Origin of the sequence: Streptomyces sp. NPDC048565 (assembly GCF_040650935.1) — a bacterium.
In the GTDB taxonomy this organism is placed as follows: domain Bacteria; phylum Actinomycetota; class Actinomycetes; order Streptomycetales; family Streptomycetaceae; genus Streptomyces.
On the sequence record NZ_JBEZIH010000013.1, the window covers coordinates 49,482 to 68,753 of the forward strand.

18 protein-coding genes are annotated in these 19,272 nt (G+C 71.8%); 2 read left to right on the forward strand and 16 right to left on the reverse strand.

Annotated elements, in window-relative coordinates; translation table 11 throughout:
• Positions 1 to 39 precede the first annotated feature (39 nt).
• The 14 genes from AB0C75_RS17490 to AB0C75_RS17555 all read right to left on the reverse strand — a co-directional run bounded on the left by AB0C75_RS17490 (position 40) and on the right by AB0C75_RS17555 (position 15,125).
• Complete coding sequence (locus AB0C75_RS17490; RefSeq protein WP_362891626.1) at positions 40 to 855, reverse strand: 2-keto-4-pentenoate hydratase; 816 nt, start codon at positions 853 to 855, stop codon at positions 40 to 42.
• Positions 848 to 1,693 (reverse strand): MaoC/PaaZ C-terminal domain-containing protein, encoded by an 846-nt coding sequence (locus tag AB0C75_RS17495; protein ID WP_362891628.1) that lies wholly within the window; start codon positions 1,691 to 1,693, stop codon positions 848 to 850. Before AB0C75_RS17495 ends, AB0C75_RS17490 begins: the two co-directional genes overlap by 8 nt.
• Positions 1,690 to 2,871, reverse strand: a complete 1,182-nt coding sequence (locus AB0C75_RS17500) for a lipid-transfer protein (RefSeq protein ID WP_362891630.1) — start codon at positions 2,869 to 2,871, stop codon at positions 1,690 to 1,692. Before AB0C75_RS17500 ends, AB0C75_RS17495 begins: the two co-directional genes overlap by 4 nt.
• A complete protein-coding gene (locus tag AB0C75_RS17505; protein WP_362891632.1) occupies positions 2,868 to 3,314 on the reverse strand; it encodes a MaoC family dehydratase in 447 nt (148 codons plus the stop codon). The genes AB0C75_RS17500 and AB0C75_RS17505 overlap by 4 nt, the downstream gene beginning before the upstream one ends.
• Positions 3,311 to 4,429, reverse strand: coding sequence for an acyl-CoA dehydrogenase family protein (locus tag AB0C75_RS17510; protein ID WP_362891634.1), 1,119 nt, complete (start codon positions 4,427 to 4,429; stop codon positions 3,311 to 3,313). Before AB0C75_RS17510 ends, AB0C75_RS17505 begins: the two co-directional genes overlap by 4 nt.
• On the reverse strand, positions 4,429 to 5,391 hold the full coding sequence (locus tag AB0C75_RS17515) for a bifunctional MaoC family dehydratase N-terminal/OB-fold nucleic acid binding domain-containing protein (RefSeq protein ID WP_362891636.1): 963 nt from the start codon (positions 5,389 to 5,391) through the stop codon (positions 4,429 to 4,431). The genes AB0C75_RS17510 and AB0C75_RS17515 overlap by 1 nt, the downstream gene beginning before the upstream one ends.
• Positions 5,388 to 6,554: an acyl-CoA dehydrogenase family protein gene (locus AB0C75_RS17520; RefSeq protein WP_362891638.1), complete on the reverse strand. Its 1,167-nt coding sequence runs from the start codon at positions 6,552 to 6,554 to the stop codon at positions 5,388 to 5,390. The genes AB0C75_RS17515 and AB0C75_RS17520 overlap by 4 nt, the downstream gene beginning before the upstream one ends.
• A gap of 58 nt (positions 6,555 to 6,612) precedes the next feature.
• Positions 6,613 to 8,268, reverse strand: a complete 1,656-nt coding sequence (locus tag AB0C75_RS17525; protein WP_362891639.1) for an AMP-binding protein — start codon at positions 8,266 to 8,268, stop codon at positions 6,613 to 6,615.
• A gap of 300 nt (positions 8,269 to 8,568) precedes the next feature.
• Complete coding sequence (locus AB0C75_RS17530) at positions 8,569 to 9,330, reverse strand: SDR family oxidoreductase (RefSeq protein ID WP_362891641.1); 762 nt, start codon at positions 9,328 to 9,330, stop codon at positions 8,569 to 8,571.
• Between the two features lie 13 nt (positions 9,331 to 9,343).
• Positions 9,344 to 9,988, reverse strand: a complete 645-nt coding sequence (locus AB0C75_RS17535) for a PaaI family thioesterase (RefSeq protein WP_362891643.1) — start codon at positions 9,986 to 9,988, stop codon at positions 9,344 to 9,346.
• Positions 9,985 to 10,875, reverse strand: coding sequence for a MaoC/PaaZ C-terminal domain-containing protein (locus AB0C75_RS17540; protein ID WP_362891645.1), 891 nt, complete (start codon positions 10,873 to 10,875; stop codon positions 9,985 to 9,987). Before AB0C75_RS17540 ends, AB0C75_RS17535 begins: the two co-directional genes overlap by 4 nt.
• Before the next feature lies 1 nt (position 10,876).
• Positions 10,877 to 13,072 carry an acyl-CoA dehydrogenase gene (locus tag AB0C75_RS17545; protein WP_362891647.1) on the reverse strand — a complete coding sequence of 732 codons (2,196 nt, stop codon included), beginning with the start codon at positions 13,070 to 13,072 and terminating at the stop codon, positions 10,877 to 10,879.
• Between the two features lie 10 nt (positions 13,073 to 13,082).
• Complete coding sequence (locus tag AB0C75_RS17550) at positions 13,083 to 14,243, reverse strand: steroid 3-ketoacyl-CoA thiolase (protein ID WP_362891649.1); 1,161 nt, start codon at positions 14,241 to 14,243, stop codon at positions 13,083 to 13,085.
• A 132-nt stretch (positions 14,244 to 14,375) separates the two neighbouring features.
• Positions 14,376 to 15,125: an SDR family oxidoreductase gene (locus AB0C75_RS17555; RefSeq protein ID WP_362891651.1), complete on the reverse strand. Its 750-nt coding sequence runs from the start codon at positions 15,123 to 15,125 to the stop codon at positions 14,376 to 14,378.
• Between the two features lie 217 nt (positions 15,126 to 15,342).
• Between AB0C75_RS17555 and AB0C75_RS17560 the strand changes: the two genes are divergently transcribed.
• Together AB0C75_RS17560 and AB0C75_RS17565 are read left to right on the forward strand one after the other, a co-directional pair.
• Positions 15,343 to 16,503 (forward strand): Rieske 2Fe-2S domain-containing protein, encoded by a 1,161-nt coding sequence (locus AB0C75_RS17560; protein WP_362891653.1) that lies wholly within the window; start codon positions 15,343 to 15,345, stop codon positions 16,501 to 16,503.
• Positions 16,503 to 16,769 carry a ferredoxin gene (locus tag AB0C75_RS17565; protein ID WP_362891655.1) on the forward strand — a complete coding sequence of 89 codons (267 nt, stop codon included), beginning with the start codon at positions 16,503 to 16,505 and terminating at the stop codon, positions 16,767 to 16,769. The genes AB0C75_RS17560 and AB0C75_RS17565 overlap by 1 nt, the downstream gene beginning before the upstream one ends.
• 75 nt (positions 16,770 to 16,844) lie before the next feature.
• Here AB0C75_RS17565 and AB0C75_RS17570 read toward each other — a convergent pair whose 3' ends face one another.
• Both AB0C75_RS17570 and AB0C75_RS17575 read right to left on the reverse strand, forming a co-directional pair.
• A complete protein-coding gene (locus AB0C75_RS17570) occupies positions 16,845 to 18,308 on the reverse strand; it encodes an FAD-dependent oxidoreductase (protein ID WP_362891657.1) in 1,464 nt (487 codons plus the stop codon).
• Between the two features lie 14 nt (positions 18,309 to 18,322).
• Positions 18,323 to 19,252, reverse strand: coding sequence for a VOC family protein (locus tag AB0C75_RS17575; protein ID WP_362891659.1), 930 nt, complete (start codon positions 19,250 to 19,252; stop codon positions 18,323 to 18,325).
• Between the last annotated feature and the right edge of the window lie 20 nt (positions 19,253 to 19,272).

The following is a 19,272-nucleotide window of genomic DNA, read 5'->3' on the forward strand; positions in this document are numbered from 1 at the left end:
GGTGCGGGTGCGCCTCAGCTCGCAAAACTAGTATTGATTTCAGTTTTCGGGCGGGTGCTGTCCCGTTGAGTGGTCGAAGGCGACCGATACGGAGCCGAGCCCCTCGAACTCGGCGCGGAACTCGTCCCCCGGCCGTACGTCCACCGCCCTCGTGCACGACCCCGGCAGGACGACGTGTCCGGCCTCCAGCCGCACCCCGTACGACGCCACCTTGCGGGCCAGCCAGGCAACTGCCTCGGTCGGGTTTCCGAGCACCGCGCTGGTGTTGCCGCGCGCGATCTCCTCCTTCCCCCGGTACAGCACGGCGGCGATGTCGGCCGGATTCACGTCGGACGGCCGGACACGGGCGGAGCCGAGGATCACACCGGCGGAGGACGCGTTGTCGGCGATGGTGTCGGCGAGCCCGATCTTCCAGTCCGTGATGCGGCTGTCGATGAGTTCGATGCTGGGGACGATGTATTCGGTGGCCGCGAGGACGTCCTCCGTGGTGCACCCTTCCCCGGGAAGGCTCCGGCCGAGCACGTACCCGATCTCGACCTCGATCCGGGGGTAGCAGTAGCGGCCGGCCCCGACGGGGGTCTCCTCGGCCAGCACCATGTCCGAGAGCAGGTGCCCGTAGTCGGGTTCGTCCACGCCCATCATCTGCTGCATGACCTTCGAGGACAGCCCGACCTTGTGTCCTCGGACGGTGCGGCCCTCCGCCAGCTGCCTGCGGATGTTGATGAGCTGGATCTCATAGGCGTCGGTCGCGTCGATGGCCGGGTAGGTGGTGGTCAGCGGGTCGACCGGGATCCGGTCACGCTGGGCCGACCACAGCACGTCGGCGGCCTCGGTACGCTGTGCGGGCTCAAGCATCGAAGGTCTCCTTCCGGGGCGGTGGGTCCGGGGCGAACAGTGCGTGGCCGCCGGTGAGCACCGGGCGGCCGTCGTCGCCCGACGCCTCGAAGAGCGCGGCACCACCACCGCGGGGGCCGTCGTCCCAGCCGCGCAGGGTGAGCCGGTCGCCCGGGAACACAGGGGCGGCGAACCGGGCGTCCAGTTCCACCAGACCGGCCGGGTGGACACCGAGTTCCTCGGCCAGCGGCAGCAGACTCGCGGCGAGCGTGCACAGTCCGTGCAGGAAGGGCCGGGGCATCCCCGCGGCCTTGGCCGCCGCGGGATCGATGTGCATGGCGTGCCGGTCGCCGAGCAGCCGGTAGAGCGCCGCCTGCCGGGAGTGGGTGGCCACGGTCCGGGTGTGCTCGGCCGGCCGGTCGGGGCGGCGCGGGGCGGCCGGACCACGTTCGCCGCCGAAGCCGCCGCAGCCGGGGGCGAAGATCGACCAGGTCGCCGTGAAGCGCTCGCAGGTCACCTCCACATCGAAGACGGCGGCCGATCCCTTGTCCCGGACACGGGAGACGTGCGCCGATGTGGTCAGCTCGCCGGACGTCTCCAACGGGCCGTGCACCAGGAGGCGTTGGCTGCCGTGCACGGCGGTGGTGATGTCGAAGGCCCCCAGTGCGCCGAGCGCGTCGGGGGCCCACTGGGCCAGGGTCAGCGCGAAGGTGGGCAGCACCCGCAGGCGCTCCTCGTGGACCAGGTCCAGCCTGTCCGCCGGGGCGCCGACCGCGAGCGCGTACAGAATCGCGTCGCGCGCGGTGTACGAGGCCGTACGGGTGCCGAGTTCACGCCCCTGCCACGGGGATACGCTCATCGGTCCGCTCCCAGGATCAGGCCGCTGGTGGGGACTCCGGTGCCGGCGGTGACCATGACGTGGTCGGCCTTGCCGGGCTGGTTCACCGAAGTGCCGCGGATCAGCCGGACGCCCTCCGCGATGCCGTTCATGCCGTGCAGGTACGCCTCTCCGAGCTGCCCTCCGTGGGTGTTGAAGGGCAGCCTGCCGCCGACTTCGAGGTGGCCGTCGGCGATGAAGTCCTTCGCCTCGCCGGGCTTGCAGAAGCCGAGTTCCTCCAGCTGGGGAAGGACCAGCGGGGTGAAGTGGTCGTAGAGGACCGCCGCGTCGATGTCCTCGGGCCCCAGGCCGCTCTTTTCGTACAACTGCCGCCCGACCAGGCCCATTTCGGGGATGCCGGTGATGGTGGGCCGGTAGTAGCTGGTCATCATGTGCTGGTCGGCGCCGAGCCCCTGGGCGGCCGAGCGGATCAGCGCGGGTGCATGGGCGAGGTCCCTGGCCCGTTCGGCGGAGACGATCACGAGGGCCTGTCCGCCGTCGGTCTCCTGACAGCAGTCCAGCAGCCGCAGGGGTTCGGCGATCCACCGGGAGTCGCGGTGGTCCTGCAAGGTGATGGGACGCCCGTGGAACCACGCGGCCGGATTGTTCGCGGCGTGCTTGCGGTCCACCACGGCGACGCGACCGAAGTCGTCGGTGGTGGCGCCGTATTCGTGCATGTAGCGGCGGGCGAACATGGCCACCCACTGGGCGGGGGTGCTCAGCCCGAACGGGGTCATCCAGGCGTACGCGGCCCGGTCCGCGGTGGTGTCCAGGGGCCGGGACGACTGCCCCAGCCCGTACCGCTCGCCTGACCGTTCGTTGAACGCGCGGTAGCAGACGACCACATCGGCGGCCCCGGTGGCCACGGCCATGGCTGCCTGCTGCACCGTGCCGCAGCCGGCTCCGCCTCCGTACCCGATGCGGGAGAAGAACGTCAGATCGCCCATTCCGGTGTTGCGGGCCACATGGATCTCGGAGTTGGTCTCCGCGGTGAAGGTGACCAGCCCGTCGACGTCGGAGGGTTTCAGCCCCGCGTCGGCGAGGGCGGCCAGCACGGCCTCGCAGGCGAGCTGGAGTTCGCTGCGCCCCGAGTTCTTGGAGAACTCCGTGGCGCCGATACCGACGACGGCGGCTGCCTGCGCCGGCGGGACGATGCTCATCGGTCCTCCCCAGGAAGCCGCACCGAGACGCTTCCGGTGACATGGGCGCCGAGACTGTTCGTGCCCGTGACCGCGATCTCGACGCTGCGGTCCTCGTCGGACCTCGCGGTCACCGTGCCGGTGAGCACCATGGTGTCGCCCGGGTGGTTGGGGGCCCCGAGCCGGATCCGGATCGCCTTGACGACCGCGGCGGGGCCGGCCCAGCCGGTGACGTACCGGTCGACCAGGCCGTTGCTGGTCAGGATGTTCATGAAGATGTCCTTGGAGCCGCGTTCCCTGGCGAGTTCGGGATCGTGGTGCACGTCCTGGTAGTCGCGGCTCGCGAGTGCGGTGGCGACGATCAGGGTGCGGGTGACCGGGATCGGCAGCTCGGGGAGTACGTCGCCGACAGCCACCTCGTCGTAGGTGCGGGAAGGCGGGAGGGTGTCCGGACGCGCGGTCATGAGGTCACCGCCCCGCCGGCCACCAGGGCGCCGAGACGTTCGAGGTCGGCGCCCGCTCCGCCCAGCGTGGTGGAGATCTGCTTGCCCCACAGGAAGTGGCGGTGCACCGGGTAGTCGGTGTCGACACCGATGCCGCCGTGCACGTGCTGGACCCGGTGAACGGTGTTCAGGCCCCCTTCGGTGGCCCACCACTTGGCGACCGTTGCCGCGCGGTCGGCTGCCTCGGCGTCGAACGGGTCCGCCAGTGCGTCCACCGCGTGCCAGAGCGTGACCCGCATCGCCTCGATGTCGATGTAGCAGTCGGCGAGCTGGTGCTGCACCGCCTGGAAGGTGGCGAGAGGCCGGCCGAACTGCTCGCGCTCGCGCAGATGGCGGGCGGCGTGGCCCAGCGCCCCGTCGGCCACGCCCGCCTGGACCGCGGCCAGGGCCAGCCAAGCGCCGCGGACGAGGTGCGCGACGGCACCGTCACCCGGCGTGCCGACGGCCTCGGCGGGGGCGTTGTCGAGGACGAGGTGGGCGCTCATGTCGTGGGTGGTGGTCTCGGCATACTCCCAGCTCACCCCGGTGGCGTCCCGGGCGACCAGGAAGACACCGGGCCCGGCGCTCGTGGCGGCGGTCACCAGCACGTGCCGCGCACCGGCCGGTGCGGGCACCACCGCCTTCACGCCGCTGAGTCGCCAGCCAGGACCGTCCTCGACGGCTGCCGTCGAGGGCATGAGCGCGTCGGCGGGGCCGAACTCCTCCAGGGCGAGGGTCGGCCGGCCGGTGCCCTCCACCAGCGCCGGCAGCAGCTCGGAGCGCTGCGCTTCGGTGCCGTACGCGGCGACGATGAGCGCTCCGGTCAGCGCGGGCCAGAGCGGTACGGGAGCGACCTGTCTGCCCTGCTCCTGGAGGAGGACGCAGAGGCCGGCCATGCCGAGTCCGGCGCCGCCGTCCTTCTCGGGCAGCACGGCCGCTACCAGTCCGGCCGTGGCGAGGTCCACCCACAGCCGTTCGTCGACACGCGTCGGTGAGTTCTCCACCTCACGCAGCCTCTCGGGCGTGGCGCGGTCGGTGAAGATCTCGCGTGCCAGGTCACGCACCGCTTCGAGCTCTTCTCCCAGGGAGAAATCCATCAGGGCGCCTCCGTCGGGGCGGGCCGGAACACCGGCAGGGTCAGATCGGGGTCGGCGTCGAGCCAGTCGAGGACCACCGGCATACCGATGGTGACGTCCTCGGGGGCGACGCCGGTCAGGTTGGTGACGAGCCGGGTGCCTTCGGCGAGTTCCACGACGGCGACCAGATACGGGGAGTCGAAGGCGGGGTGCCGCGGATGGTGGTTCACGACGAAGCTGTAGACGTGGCCGCGGCCCGCGGCCTCGACGGTGTCCCACTCCAGTGAGTTGCACGCGGGGCAGCACGGCCCCGGGGGGTGGCGCAACAGGGAGCAGGACGCGCAGCGCTGGATGAGCAGCCGGTGCTGCGTCGCGCCCTCGAAGAAGAAGGCGTTGTCCCGGTTGACCGCCGGCCGGGGGCGCAGTGCGGGAGCGGGCGCGGCGTCAGCGGGTGCGGGCGCCGGGCGGAACCGCAGTGTCCTCCAGCGTTGCGTGGCGACGGTCGTGCCGTGCTGGTCGGTGTACGTCTTGAGGGTGGTGACGAACCGTCCGGTGCCGAGCCCGGTCTTCTTCTCCGCGGACACCGACTCGACCGTCTCCCGGACGGCGACATGGTCCCCCGGTGTCAGCTCCCGCAGGAACGTGAGCTCCGAGTCGGTCGCCACGACGGAGGTGTAGCCGCCCTCGTCGAGCAGGGCGACGAGCTCGTCGAAGCCGCTCGTGCCGCCGTCCGGCGCGACGGTGGCCGCGTATCCGCGCATCGTCCATGCCTGGACCATCGACGCGGGTGCCACCACCCCGTCCCGTCCGGTGGAGCGGGCCGCCCCGGCGTCGGTGTACACCGGATTGGTGTCACCCATCGCCTCCGCCCAGTGCCGGATCATCGGCTGGTTGACCGGGTCCTGGCCCGGTGCGAGGGCGCGCAGTTCGCGCCCGGTGAAGGCCTGCAGGCGCTCCTCGTACCCCGGCTGCCGCCCGGTCATGCGCCACGCCCCTTGCGCGGCAGCCCGAGTCCCTGGGTCGCGACCATATCGCGCAGGATCTCGTTGACGCCGCCGCCGAAGGTGTTCACGATGCCCTGCCGGGAGAGCTGTTCCACCTGGCCCGCCAGGACCGCACCCGGCGATTCGGGCCTGATGCGTCCGGCCGCGCCGAGGATCTGGGTCAGTCCGCGCTGGACGTCGATGTGGGTCTCGGTGCCGTACGCCTTGGCGGCGCCCGCGTCGGCGCCGGTCAGAGCGTCACAGGCGACGGCGGAGGTCATCTTCCAGTTCATCAGCCGCATCGCCTCCAGCCGGGCGTACGTACGGGCGAACTCCTGGCGCACCCAGGGGATGCCGGCGGTGCCGTTGTCCCGGGCCCAGTCCAGGACCCGTTCCCAGAGCTGGATCATGCGGCCGCCGAGGGCGGCGAGGCCGATGCGTTCGTGGTTGAGCTGGGCGGTGATCAGCCGCCAGCCGCCGTCCACGTCGCCGACCACATCGGCGGCCGGGACGCGGATTTCGCTGTAGTAGGTCGCGGTGACGACCAGCCCTCCGACGGTGTGGATGGGGCTCCAGGAGAAGCCGTCGTCGGCGGTGGGCACGATCAGGATCGAGATGCCCTTGTGCTTGGGGGCGTCCGGGTCGGTGCGGGCGGCGAGCCACACGTAGTCGGCGGTGTTGGCGCCGCTGGTGAAGATCTTGCTGCCGTCGACGACGTAGTGGTCCCCGTCCCGGACGGCACGGGTGCTCAGCGAGGCGAGGTCGGTGCCGGCCTCGGGCTCGGTGTAGCCGATCGCGAAGACGATGTCGCCGGAGAGCATGCCGGGCAGGAACCGTTCCCTGTGTTCCTGGGACCCGTGGGCCATGAGGGTCGGTCCTACGGTGTTCACGGTGACGAACGGGAAGGGCAGGCCCGCCCGTTGGACCTCGTCGAAGAAGACGTACTGGTCCTCGACCGAGCGGCCCTGGCCGCCGTACTCCGTGGGCCAGCCGATGCCGAGCCAGCCGTCGGAGCCGAGCCGTTTGACGACCTCGCGGAAGCGGGGCCCGCCCACGCCCTCCTCGCCGACGCGACGGCGTTCGTCCTCGGGCATCAGGCCCGCGAAGTACGCCCGCAGTTCCCGCCGCAGCTCCTGGTGCGCGGCGCTCTCGCGCAGTTGCATGTGGTTCTCCTTGGTTGTCGCCGCGGTGTTCCGTCACAGCCGGCGAACCGGCGGCGTGTCAGGGCAGGAACCGGCCACGCCCGTTGGCCAGGAACTCGCTGCGCAGTGCGGCCTTGTCGTCGTCCGTCATCGGCGCGTACGCGGGCCGGCCCCGGCCCTCCCAGCGGTACACGGAGTCGTCGGTGCGCCAGCCGTCCAGCTGCATCTCCTTCTTCCGTAGCTTGTTGGAGCCGGTGGTGGGAAGCATGTGCGAGACGCGCACGAAGCGGGGGGCGCCTTTACTCCCCAGGTCCTCCTGGCGGGCCAGGAAGCCTGGCAGGTCCAGGTCCTCGAAGCGGGTGCCGTCGGCGATCTCGACCGCGGCCATGACCTGGTCGCCGGAGCGCGGGTCGGGCACGCCGAAGGCGCCTGCGGCGACAACGCCCGGATGCCTGCGCAGGATGCGTTCCGTGAGCAGGGCGGAGATGTTCTCGCCGTCGACACGGATCCAGTCGCCGGAGCGTCCGGCGAAGTAGAAGTAGCCGGCTTCGTCGACGTAACCGAGGTCGCCGGTCCAGTACCAGCCGTGGCGGACGCGCTCGGCGTTCGCGGCGTCGTTGTTGTAGTAGCCCTCGAAGCGTGCGGCGCCCTCGGTGTCGACGATCTCACCGATGGCCTCCTCCGGGTTGCGTACCCGGCCGTAGGAGTCGAGCGAGGCGGGCGGGCAGGTGGCCCGGGTCGTCGGGTGCACGATGCGGACGCCGTCCCTGGCCGGCGTGCCGAGCGCGCCCGTGGGCGCGTCGGGGACCCGCTTGAGCATGCCGGCGCCCTCACTGGAGCCGTAGCCCTCGACGAGGCGGCAGCCGAAGCGGTCCAGGAAGCGGGTCATGTCCTCGGGGGACGCCTCGGTTCCGAAGCCGTGGGTGAGCCGGTTGTCGGCGTCCTGGCCGGTCTCGGGGCGGGCCAGGATGTAGCCGATGGCCTTGCCGACGTACGTGAAGAAGGTGGCCCCGAAGTGGCGTACGTCGGGGAGGAACCCGGACGCGGAGAACTTGGGGGTGAGGGCGATCGTGGCCCCCACGGTGAGGGCGGGTGCCCACAGCGCCATCAGCGCGTTGCCGTGGAAGAGCGGCATCGGGCAGTAACAGGTGTCCTCGCGGGCGATGTCGTACTTGACGCTGTTGGAGGCGCCGAGCCCGGCGAGCCGGCCCTGGGAGCAGATCGCCGCCTTCGACGTGCCGGTGGTGCCCGAGGTCAGGAGCAGCAGCATCCGGGTGGCGGCGGTGACGTCAGGAGCGCGTGGGGGCAGCCCGGCGTGGGCCGCGAGACCCGTGCCGTACTCCGGTGCGTCGACGACGAGGAACCGGTCGTGGTCCACACCGACGTCCAGACCGTCCAGCAGTGCGGCGCCCGCCCGGTCGGTCACGATCACCTGGCAGTCGGTGTGCCGCACCTCGCGTTCGAGTTCGGGGCCGGTACGGGTGGGGTTGATGCCGACGACGGCCGCGCCGGCGAGGGCGGCGGCCCCCAGCCAGAAGACGTACTCGGGCTCGTTGTCCAGGAGCACACCGATGTGGAACGGTCCGTCGGTGCGCAGCTTCTCGGCCCAGGCGGCACGGGCCGAGCTCTCCTCGACCACCTCGCCCCAGGTCCAGGACCGTTCACGGGTCAGCAGGCCCGGGTGGTCGTCCCCGGCCCGGGCGAGCAGCAGGTCGGCAATCGTCTCGTGTGGCAACGTCGGTCCCTCTCACCCGGTGGCCGGGTCTGCCGGAGTCGGTACGGAGACGGTCCGCGCGGGTGCGAGGTCCGTCGTCGCGTGGTGGTCGTGGCGCCCGGAGTCCGGCACACACGCGGGCCGGCAGCCGGCGTGCGTGCGGCTCGGTGCGGCGGAGCGGCCGGGATTCCCTGGTCCGCGCCGCGCCGGTGGCGACGCTATCCACGGTCGGTGGCGCGGGCGGGACGGATCCCGCTGACCGGGAGGGCGGGGAGGACCGGACGGGGGCGGGGCAGGCGGGTTCCGCCCTGCCCCGCCCGGTCAGTCGAAGTTGGCCTGGCCGCCGTCGAGCGGAACGGTGGCGCCCGTCAGATACCGTGCGTCCGGGCCGCACAGCATCGCGACGGCGCGCCCGATGTCCTGCTCGCAGTCGCCGACGTACCCCAGCGGAATGGACGCGCAGAACTCGGCCGCCTCCTCGGGGTTCGCGTCCTGCCATCCGGCGTAGGCGGGTGACACCGCGTGCGGGGCGATGGCGTTGACCCGGATCCCGTCGCGTCCCCATTCGTCGGCGGCGGTCCGGGTGAGGGAGCGCAGCGCGGACTTGGCGGCCGCGTACGCGCCGTAGGTGCTCAGATCCCAGCGGACCATCGCCGAGGTGACCAGGTTGACGATGGCACCCCCGCCGTTCTGCTTCAGGTACGGATGCGCGGCCTTCATGAAGGCGAACGCGGCGAACGGGCCGCTCTCGAAGCCTTTGTGGAACTGCTCGTCGCTCAGTGACAGGAGCGTGCCGTAGCAGCCGGAGTAGGCGTTGTTGACCAGGATGTCGATGCCGCCGAAGCGTTCGGCGACCTCCTCGACGACGGCCGGGATCCGGTCCGTGTCGAGTACGTCGAAGACGTACGGTTCGGCCTTCGCCCCCCGCTCGCGCAGCATCTCGCACGTGACTTCGAGCTTCGCCGCGGTCCGCCCGAGGACGGCGACGGAGGCTCCGTCGGAGGCGAGGGCCAGGGCGATGCCCTGGCCGACGCCCTGACCGGCTCCGGTGATGACCGCGACCTTGCCTTCGAGGTTCGGCATGAATCCCACCCCCTCAACTCGGCCTGGGAAGGTGCTTGTTGATGAAAAGACCCTCTGCGGTGACACAGGCGCGGCCACTGACGGAGATCTCTCCGACCGTGCGGATCCGCGAACCGTCCACCGACACCTGGCGTCCGGTGACGGTCAGGGGCTCGAATAGCGGGGTGGGCCGCAGATAGCGCAGGGTCAGTTCCGCTGTCATGCCGGACGTCCCGCCCCAGTGGTTGGCGACCCCCAGCGTGTGATCGAGGAGCAGCGCCGAGATCCCCCCGTGCACATGGCCGGGCGGCCCTTGGTAGGGCAGGCCGAGCGTGACGACGCCTTCGATGGAGCCGTCGTCCTTGCCCTGCAGGGACAGCGGCGGCGCGAGGCCGTTCTCCGGGCCGGTGACGGGGTCGTGCCGGTTGATGCCCTCGGCGCGCCACATCCGGGAGAGGCGTTCCTCCACGGTGGGAGCCTTCTCGGTGAGCCGGTCGGCGACCTCGTCGAGCCGGTCGGCGATCGCGTCCATGTCGACGCCGCTCCCGTCGCCGGTGAGCAGCAGGGCGGCGATGACCCGGCGGGCTGCCGCCACGGCGGCGTCGGCACCGTCCTTGTTCGGTTCGGCGGACAGGCGGGGGTCGATGGCCGGTGCGGTGTTCTCGTCGGGGGTGTTCACTTCGCCGTCACCGTCGCCGTCGCGTGGGTCAGCACGGGTGCGCCGTCGCGTTCCGGACAGGCCACGTGCAGCAGGAGCCGCTCGGTGCCGTCGTCGGCGGGGCCCTCTCGCCACACGGAGGTGGTGAGGGACTCACCGGGGACGAGAGGGCCGGCGAAGCGCACGGCCAGGCCGGTGAGCCGGGTGACGTCACCGCCGAGGACGCCGTCGACGACGGCCTTGCAGACCAGCCCGTACGACGCGAGGCCGTGCAGGATCGGCCGGTCCAGCCCGGCGGCGCGGGCGAACTCCGGGTCGGCGTGCAGCGGGTTGAGGTCGCCGTTGAGCCGGTACCACAGGGCCTGCTGGGGTGTGGTGGTGGAGGTGAGGACGTGGTCCGCGGGACGGTCCGGCGGTGTCACCTTCTCCTCCGCGGGGCCGGCGTCCTGGCTGAAGCCGCCCTCACCGCGCGCCCACACGCGGGTGGTGCTGGTCCACAGCGGCTCGCCGGCCGGGCCGGTGGCGGCGGACTCCAGGACGATGAGCGCCGCCTTGCCCTTGTCCCAGACCTCGGCGACGCGTGAACGGAGGGTCGCGGTGCCGGACACGGGGAGGGGCCGGTGGACCTCGAGCCCCTGTCCGGCGTGGAGGACGGCGCGCAGGTCGATGTCGATGCCGGGCAGGTGGAAGCCCGGTGCGTCCGCCTCGCCCGAGGAGATGCCGGAGCCTGCCACCAGGGCGAAGGTCGGCAGCACGGTGAGGCCGTTCTCGAAGGTCAGGTGCAGCTCTGGGTCGTCGGCGGATCCGGCGCCCAGGCTCAGGTGGTAGAGGAGCACGTCGCGTGTGGTCCAGGCGATCTCCCGGACGGACGGGTCCGAGGTCAACGCCTTCTCGCGGTCGATGGGCATGTCAGCCTTTCTCGGTGGGCCGGGGGTCACGGGGCAGGCCGAGGATGCGCTCGCCGATGATGTTCAGCTGGACCTCCGTCGTGCCGCCCGCGATGGAGAGGCAGCGGCCGTTGAGGAACTGCCAGGTGGCGTCGAGGCGTTCACCCTCGCCGGTGAGCGCGGCGGAACCCTGCCAGTCCACGCAGGTCTCCCAGACCCGCTGCTGGTATTCGACGCCGAGCAGTTTGGCGACGGACGCCTCGGCCCCGGGCTGCTGCCCGGAGACGGTGCGCAGGGTGGTGCGCAGGGCGAGGACCCCGCCGGTCTGGGCGGCGCAGAGGTGGCCGCCGAGAGTGGTGAGCTGTTCGTCGTCGAGGCCGTCCGAGGCGGCGGCGATCTCCAGCAGTGCCTCGGCGCCGGAGCCGATCGAGTCGTGGGACAGGGCGACGCGCTCGTTGGCGAGGGTCGTGCGGGCGAGCTTCCAGCCGTCGCCGGGTGAGGCGACGAGCAGTTCGTCGGGGATGAACACCTCGTCGAGGAAGACCTCGTTGAACTCGGCGTCCCCGGTGATCTGCCGTAGCGGACGGATGTCGATTCCGGGGCTCGTCATGTCGAGGAGGAAGTAGGAGATGCCCTTGTGCTTGGGCACTTCGGTGTCGGTGCGGGCCAGCAGGACACCCCAGTGGGCGTCGTGGGCCATGGACGACCACACCTTCTGCCCGGTGATCCGCCAGCCGCCCTCCACCTTCTCGGCCCGGGTGGTGAGCCCCGCGAGGTCGGACCCGGCGCCCGGTTCGCTGAAGAGCTGGCACCAGACGATGTCGCCGCGCAGGCTCGGGGTGAGGAACCGCTCCTGCTGGGCCGTGTCGCCGTGGGCGATGAGCGTGGGCACCACCCAGCCGCCGATGATCATGTCGACAGGCGTGAGGCCCGCGGCCTGGAGCTCCTCCGCGATGACGAGCTGGGTCACCGGGCCCGCGCCCTTGCCCCAGGGGGCCGGCAGATGAGGGGCGGTGTAGCCGTGGTCGGCGAGATGGGTGAGGCGCTCCTTGCCGTCCAGCGCCGCCGCCGCACGCAGTTCGGCGCGTACGCCCTCACGCTCGGCCTCGGCCTCCGGCGGGAGTTCCACGCCCAGCTCGCGGCGGGCGCCCTCCATGGTGAGGCGGGCGACACGACGGCGCCAGGCGGCGGACGGACCGAGGGCGATCCGGAGGGTCTGCGCGCGGCGCAGTGCGAGGTGCGCGTCGTGCTCCCAGGTGAACCCGATGCCGCCGAGCACCTGGATGCAGTCCTTCGCGACGGAGAACGCGGCGTCGACGCCGACCGCCCCGGCGACAGCCGCTGCCAACGAGGCCTCGACCGCGTCGGCCACACCGCCGGGGCTGACCGCGCGGGCGGCGTCCCAGGCGCAGGCGCGGGCCTGTTCGGCCTGCGCGAGCATGCGGGCGCAGCGGTGCTTGACGCCCTGGAACTGGCCGATGCGGCGGCCGAACTGCTCCCGTACCCGGGCGTGTTCCGCGGCGGTGTTCACGCAGCGGTCGGCGAGGCCGGAGGCTTCGGCGGCGAAGAGCGTCGCGGCGATGTCGTGGGGCGTCTGCGCATCGAGGTCCAGCAGATCGGCGGCCGGGACCGGCACCGACCGTGCGGTCACCCGGGACGAGCGGCGGGTGAGGTCGTGGCTGCGGACGTCGGTGGTGTCCACGGCGGTCCGGGGCAGCACCAGCCAGGTGGTACGGCCGCCGTCGGTGGCGGGCAGCACGAACACGTCGGCGAGGTGTCCGCCGATGACGAGTTCGGACGTTCCGGTGACCGTGACCGTGCCGTCCGCGGCGCGGGCCAGGGCGAGGGTGCCTGGGGCGAGCCCCACCGCGCCGAGGGTGGTGCCGGTGGCGAGCGCTTCGAGGTGGGTCCGGTGTCCGGCGGCGTGCAGGACGGCCGAGGCGAGTGTCGTCGGCAGGAACGGCCCGGGGGCCGTGGCCCGCCCCAGTTCCTCGGTGACGACGGCGAGTTCGACGAGTCCGTACCCGGCGCCGCCGTCCTCCTCGGGCAGGTGCAGGCCGAGCAGCCCCTGTCCGGCGAGTCCGCTCCAGTGTGCGGGGAGGGTCTCCTTGTCGGCGTCCGCCGCAGACCGGAGGGTGTCCTCGGTGATGTGCCGGTTCGCGAAGGCGCGAACGGCGTCCCGCAGGTCGAGGTGCTCCTGGGTGAGTCCGATGGTCATGGCAGCGCCCTCAGATACGTTCGATGATGGTGGCGGTCGCGTGCGCTCCGCCGGCGCACATGGTGATCAGCGCGGTGGACTTGCCGGTGCGCTCCAGTTCGTGCAGTGCCTGGGTGATGAGCCGGGCACCGGTGGAGCCGACGGCATGACCGAGCGCGATGGCCCCGCCGTTGACGTTGACCTTGTCGAGGTCGGCCTTGTGGACCTGCGCCCAGGACAGGACGACGGAGGCGAACGCCTCGTTGATCTCGACGAGGTCGATGTCGGCGAGGTTCATCCCGGCGGCGCGCAGGACCCGCTCGGTCGCGGCGATGGGTCCGTCTAGGTGGTAGTACGGGTCGGAGCCGACCATGGCGGACGCCACGATCCGGGCGCGGGGGCGCAGCCCTTCCCGGGCGGCGCGCTCACGGCTCATGAGCAGGACTCCAGCGGCGCCGTCGCTGATCTGGGAGGAGTTCCCCGCGGTGTGGATGCCGTCGGGAACGACCGCCCTGAGACCGGCCAGCGCCTCGGCCGTGGTGTCGCGCAGTCCCTGGTCGCGGTCGACGAGCGTGGTTGCGCCGGTGGGTCCCTCCGGGCCGGTGACGGGAGCCTCGATCTGGATGATCTGCCGGTCGAAGCGTCCTTCGGCCCAGGCGCGGGCGGCCTTCTGCTGGGAACCGAGGCCGAAGGCGTCGACATCCGCCCTCGTGAGGCCCCGGTTGCGGGCGATGCGTTCGGCGGCCGTGAACTGGTCGGGCATGTCCAGGGACCAGCTCTCCGGCACCGGGGAGCCCTTGCCCGGGATGAGCGCGTCTCCGAGGAAGACACGGCTCATGCTCTCGACGCCGCAGCCGATGCCGGTCTCGATGGCGCCCGAGGCGATCAGACCCGCGACCAGGTGCACGGCCTGCTGGGACGATCCGCAGGCACAGTCGATGCTGGTGCACGCTGTGGTCTGCGGGAGCCCGGCGTGCAGCCAGGCGGTGCGGGCGACGTTGTTGGACTGTTCGCCGGCCTGGGTGACGCAGCCCCCGATGACCTGCTCCACGGTGTCGGCGGCGATGCCGGCACGCTCCACCAGGCCCTTCTGGGCGAGCCCGAGAAGTTCGGCCGGGTGGAGCCCGGCCAGGGCGCCGCGGCGCCGGCCGACCGGGGTCCGCGCGGCTTCGACGATGACGGCCTCGGTCATGACTCTCCGTAAGGGTGTGAGGGGCCCGTTGGGGCCGGGACACTGTCCGTGAAAACGAAAACTAGAATTCATTCTCGAAACAATCAAGGGTCCGTCCCGCTCAGTGGCCCGGCGCGCCCGTGGGGACGTGGCTCAGATGTGGGATCCGCCGTCGGCCCGGATCTCCGCCCCGGTGAGGTGGGCCGCGTCCCGTGACGCCGCGAAGGCGATCACCCCGGCGATCTGCTCGGGCCGCGCGGCGCCGAACGGTGCCCGGATCCGCGCGTAGTACGACGCGTCGAGGTCCGGCGGCAGCACGTGCGGCCCGACCAGGGGTGTCGCGACGGAGCCGGGCGACACGGGCACGACCCGGATGCCTCGGTGCGCGACCTCGGCGGCCAGGGACAGCGTGAAGCCGAGGACCGCCCCCTTGGAGGCGGCGTACGCGGTCATGTACGGGTTCCCGTGCCCGGCCGCCGACGACGCCACGTTGACGATGACACCGGTTCCGTCCGGCAGATGGGGCAGTGCCTCCCGGCAGAACAGGGCAGTCCCCACGGTGTTGACCGCGAAGAGCCGCTCCATGTCCGCCACCGTCAGCCGGTCGATCGGCGTCGTCCGGTGGATCCCCGCCACGTTGACCAGGACGTCGATGCCACCGAGGCCTCCGGCCGCGGCCCGTACGCACCCGACCACCGCGTCCTCGTCGGCGACATCGGCGACCCGGGTCACGAGCCGCCCCGGCCCGCCCGCCGCCGCAGCAGCGGTGTCCGCCAGGCCGTCGTGCGACAGGTCGACGGCGAACACGGCCGCCCCCTCGGACACCAGGCGGAGCGCGGTCGCCCGTCCGATCCCCGATCCTGCCCCGGTGAGCAGGACTTTCACGCCGTCGAATCGGTTCATCACGGGCTCCTTCACCAGGTCTTGCGGTGGACGGGCCGGGGGACGGTACTCGCGGCCCGCGCCTTCGGGACGCCCCGGTCCCACCGACCGGGACCGGCCCTCGGCCTGCCCCGGAGGACCGGTTTCCGGTCAGTGGGACTCCCAGGGCCCGGCACCGGCCGACGGGCCTACCGTCCGGGAACCTGGAAACCATGCGTCCTTAAGGGGATGAGAGAACGTGAGCGCAGTCGAGTCAGCACCCGACGACGTCAGGGCCATCGAAGCCGCAGCGGCACCCACGCGTTTCGCGCGCGGCTGGCACTGCCTGGGTCTCGCGGAGAAGTTCAGGGACGGAAAGCCCCACTCGGTCCTGGCGTTCGGCCAGAAGCTCGTGGTGTTCCAGGCGGGCGACGGCACGCTGAACGTGCTGGACGCCTACTGCCGGCACATGGGCGGCGATCTCTCGCAGGGCACCGTCAAGGGCGACGAGGTCGCCTGCCCGTTCCACGACTGGCGCTGGGGCGGCGACGGCCGCTGCAAGCAGATCCCGTACTCCAAGCGCGTGCCTCTGCGGGCCCGCACGGCATCCTGGCCGACCCTGGACCAGGACGGCATGCTCTTCGTCTGGAACGACCCCGAGGGCAACCCCCCGCCCGCCGACGTGACGATCCCCCGGATCGAGGGCGCGACGAGCGGCGAGTGGACCGACTGGCTCTGGTACGAGACGACCATCGACGCCAACTGCCGCGAAGTCGTGGACAACGTGGTGGACATGGCCCACTTCTTCTACGTGCACTACTCCTTCCCGACGTTCTTCAAGAACGTCTTCGAGGGTCACACCGCGACCCAGCACATGCGCGCGACCGGCCGCCCCGACGCCCGCCCCCAGGAACAGGGCGACAAGCCCAGGACGACCGGCTCCGACTCGCTGGCCTCGTACCACGGCCCGTCGTTCATGATCGACGACCTGACGTACCAGTACGACACCGGCGACCAGCAGGTTGTCCTGATCAACTGTCACTATCCGGTCGACGCGAACCGGTTCGTGCTGCAGTACGGCATCGTCGTGAAGCGCTCGTCGTCGATGGAGGGCAGCCAGGCAGACGACCTCGCGGCGGGCATGGCCCAGTTCATCAAGCTCGGCTTCGAGCAGGATGTCGAGATCTGGCAGAACAAGGCAAGGATCGACAACCCCCTGCTCTGCGAGGAGGACGGCCCCGTTTACCAACTGCGCCGCTGGTACGAGCAGTTCTACGTGGACGTGGCCGATGTGAAGCCGGAGATGACCGACCGCTTCGAGTTCGAGCTGGACACCACGCGCCCCGTCGAGGCATGGCAGAAGGAGGTCGAGGCGAACCTCGCCCTCAAAGCTGCCGCCGCCGAGGGCCGGCCGGTCTGATGCGGGTCGACAACCGGCTCACCGACGGCGGACCGATGCGGCCCCTGGCGTGCGGCCGGTGCGCGGCCCTGGTCCTCGTACGCAAGAGCAGCTGGCAGCAGACGAGTGTGCAGTGGAACGGCGGCGCGATGGCCCTCTGCGCGGAGCGCGAGGGGGCCGGTGCGGCCTTCGAGGGCTGCGGGTCGCTGCGCGACACGATCCGCGAGGCCGCGCTGCGGGGCACGATCGAGCTCGTGGACGACGGCGGGCGCAGGCCCGCACCCTGACGCCTCGAAGGCGGACAGCACCGAAGAGGCCGGGTAAGCGCCTGAGGCGGCGCGTACCCGGCCCTTTCCCGCTGCTCAGGCGCCGCCTGCCGCGGCGACACCCGCGCGGCGTCCGAAGAACGTCCCGTCCCCCAGCGAAGTGCCGCTGATGTAGCCCTCGCCGTGGATGCCGGAGGATGCCCGGCCGGCGGCGAAGAGACCACGTACGGGTTCGCCCGACACGTCGAGGACCGCGCCGTCGACCGTGGTGTGCAGCCCGCCGAGGGTGAACCCGGCTGCCCCGGTGCCCGCCCCGGCGCTCGGCCGTCCGCCCTGGTGGAAGCCGGCCCTCGGGTCGATCGCCGCGAACGGCCCCGTCAGCGGCCTCAGCCAGCGGGGGTCCTTGTGGAAGTACGGATCCTGCCCACGTGCCGCGTGCGTGTTGTAGGTGCCGACCGTGGACTCCAGGGCGCCCTGCGGCATGCCGAGTTCCGTCTCCAGCTCCGCCAGGGTCTCCGCGACGAACCGGGGGACCACGCCCCAGCGTTCCGCCTCGGGGACCGACTCGTAGCCCTCCTCGTCGATGATCACCCAGTAGGGGGCGGGCTGGGTCAGTACGGCGGCCACGCTGAACAGGCCGGGGTAGACGTCCTCGTTGATGAAGCGCTGCCCGTGGCCGTTGACCAGCATGCCCCTGGTGGCCATGGGGGGCAGCGCCGTCAGCGCCAGTTCGACCACGCCCATCCGCCGGGTGGCGGCGCCGATCGCGGCGGCCATGCGGATACCGCTGCCGTCGTCGAGTCCGTCGCTGACCTTGCCGTGGCCGATGAGGCTCGGGGCGTGATCGGCGAGCATCTCCTCGTTGTCGGCGAACCCGCCGGTGGTCAGGACCACGCCCCTCCGGGCGCGGTACGTCAGCTCCTGGCCGTGCCGACGCGCGCTGACACCGACGACCCGTCCGCTGTCGTCCACGACGAGTGCCGTGGCCAGGGTGTCGGCGTGCACGTCGGCCCCCGCTCCCTGCGCGGCGGCGACCAGCTTCTCCATGACCAGCCAGCCGCCGAACGAGTCGGTCGCGCAGCGGTGGCCGCGCGGCGCCGGGCGGGCGATCTCGTTGTACGGCCAGGCGTTCTCACCCAGCCACATCAGTCCGTCCTTGGTGGTCGGCATCCAGGTCGGCGCGTCCCACAGGGTCGGCTCGAAGGTCAGCCCACAGTCCACGAACCACTGGAAGTGCGCGGCGCTGCCGTCGCAGTACAGGCGCAGCTTCTCCTCGTCGGCGTGCGGCCCGAGCGCGGCGGCGAGGTAGCCGAACATTTCGGCCGCGCTGTCCTCGAAGCCGCACGCGTGCTGCACGGGCGTTCCGCCGCCGAGATAGAGCTCGCCGCCGGACAGGGCCGACGACCCGCCAGGCCCGCCGGCCCGTTCCATGACGAGGACGTCCGCGCCCGCCGAGGCGGCCTCGTACGCCGCGGCGGCCCCCGCGCAGCCGAAACCGACGATCAGCACATCGGTCTCCACGTCGTAACGTTCGACGGTCGCGGCGCGCACCGGTGTCACCGGCCGGGTGCCTCTCATGTGGCCGTGCCGGGAGGGGTGAAGGCGGCCAGTGGCTCGGACCCCGACCAGTCGTGGCCCCAGTAGCTGTCGGCGGTGATCTCTTCGGCGGTGTAGGCCGCCTCGTCGACACGCATCCCGTCGAAGCCGTACTCGATGTCCCAGCCGCCGGGTGCGCGCACGTAGAACGACACCATCTTGTCGTTGGTGTGCCGGCCCAGGGTGGAGGAGAGCGAGAAGCCCTCCTTGCCCACGTTGTCGAGGGCGATGCCGACCGCGTCCAGGGTGTCCACCTCGACCATCAGATGCACGAGGCCGGGCTCCTCGCCGTGCGGTGCGGGGCAGACGGCGAGGCTGTGGTGGCGTTCGTTGACGCCCATGAACCGCACCCGACGGGGCGGGGCGTCGGGCGACCGGCCGCTGAGCCGGATCCCGCCGCGCGGCAGGAAACCGAGCACCTCGGTGTAGAAGGCGACCGTCTCGTCCGGGGCGGTGGTGGGCAGCACGACGTGGCCCATGCCCTGGCCGCCGGTGACGAACCGCTGACCGAATCCGGTCAGTACGGGGCTGTGGTCGAGGATCGGGGCGAAGAACACCTCGACGGGCACCCCGGACGGATCGTCGAAGGTGATGGCCTGCTCGACGCCCCGGTCGTCGGCCTCCTGCTGGTCGAGCGGCTTCACCACCGCGCCGGACGCCTCGACGGCGCGGCCGACCGCGGCGAGCGCGAACTGGTCCCGCACCTCCCAGCCGATCGACAGCACCCGGTCGCTGTCACCGGGCAGGACGACGAGCCGGGCACGGCGCTCGTCCATGCGCAGGTACAGGCCGTCCGGGTCGGGCCCCGAGCCCTCGGCGAAGCCGAGGGCGTCCACGGTGAGTTCACGCCAGCGAGCGATGTCACGGGTCTGGACCCGGAGATATCCGAGTCCGCGGATCTGCGTCATGGGTGTTCCTCTCTGAACCA

Excerpts from the sequence above, each read along its gene's own strand:
- AB0C75_RS17555 (WP_362891651.1), bottom strand. The coding sequence starts at position 15,125 with ATGAACCGATTCGACGGCGTGAAAGTCCTGCTCACCGGGGCAGGATCG.
- AB0C75_RS17550 (WP_362891649.1), bottom strand. The coding sequence starts at position 14,243 with ATGACCGAGGCCGTCATCGTCGAAGCCGCGCGGACCCCGGTCGGCCGG.
- AB0C75_RS17500 (WP_362891630.1), bottom strand. The coding sequence starts at position 2,871 with ATGAGCATCGTCCCGCCGGCGCAGGCAGCCGCCGTCGTCGGTATCGGC.
- AB0C75_RS17575 (WP_362891659.1), bottom strand. The coding sequence starts at position 19,252 with ATGACGCAGATCCGCGGACTCGGATATCTCCGGGTCCAGACCCGTGAC.
- AB0C75_RS17520 (WP_362891638.1), bottom strand. The coding sequence starts at position 6,554 with ATGCAACTGCGCGAGAGCGCCGCGCACCAGGAGCTGCGGCGGGAACTG.
- AB0C75_RS17545 (WP_362891647.1), bottom strand. The coding sequence starts at position 13,072 with ATGACCATCGGACTCACCCAGGAGCACCTCGACCTGCGGGACGCCGTT.
- AB0C75_RS17505 (WP_362891632.1), bottom strand. The coding sequence starts at position 3,314 with ATGACCGCGCGTCCGGACACCCTCCCGCCTTCCCGCACCTACGACGAG.
- AB0C75_RS17565 (WP_362891655.1), top strand. The coding sequence starts at position 16,503 with ATGCGGGTCGACAACCGGCTCACCGACGGCGGACCGATGCGGCCCCTG.
- AB0C75_RS17530 (WP_362891641.1), bottom strand. The coding sequence starts at position 9,330 with ATGCCGAACCTCGAAGGCAAGGTCGCGGTCATCACCGGAGCCGGTCAG.
- AB0C75_RS17540 (WP_362891645.1), bottom strand. The coding sequence starts at position 10,875 with ATGCCCATCGACCGCGAGAAGGCGTTGACCTCGGACCCGTCCGTCCGG.
- AB0C75_RS17515 (WP_362891636.1), bottom strand. The coding sequence starts at position 5,391 with ATGACCGGGCGGCAGCCGGGGTACGAGGAGCGCCTGCAGGCCTTCACC.
- AB0C75_RS17495 (WP_362891628.1), bottom strand. The coding sequence starts at position 1,693 with ATGAGCGTATCCCCGTGGCAGGGGCGTGAACTCGGCACCCGTACGGCC.
- AB0C75_RS17490 (WP_362891626.1), bottom strand. The coding sequence starts at position 855 with ATGCTTGAGCCCGCACAGCGTACCGAGGCCGCCGACGTGCTGTGGTCG.
- AB0C75_RS17510 (WP_362891634.1), bottom strand. The coding sequence starts at position 4,429 with ATGGATTTCTCCCTGGGAGAAGAGCTCGAAGCGGTGCGTGACCTGGCA.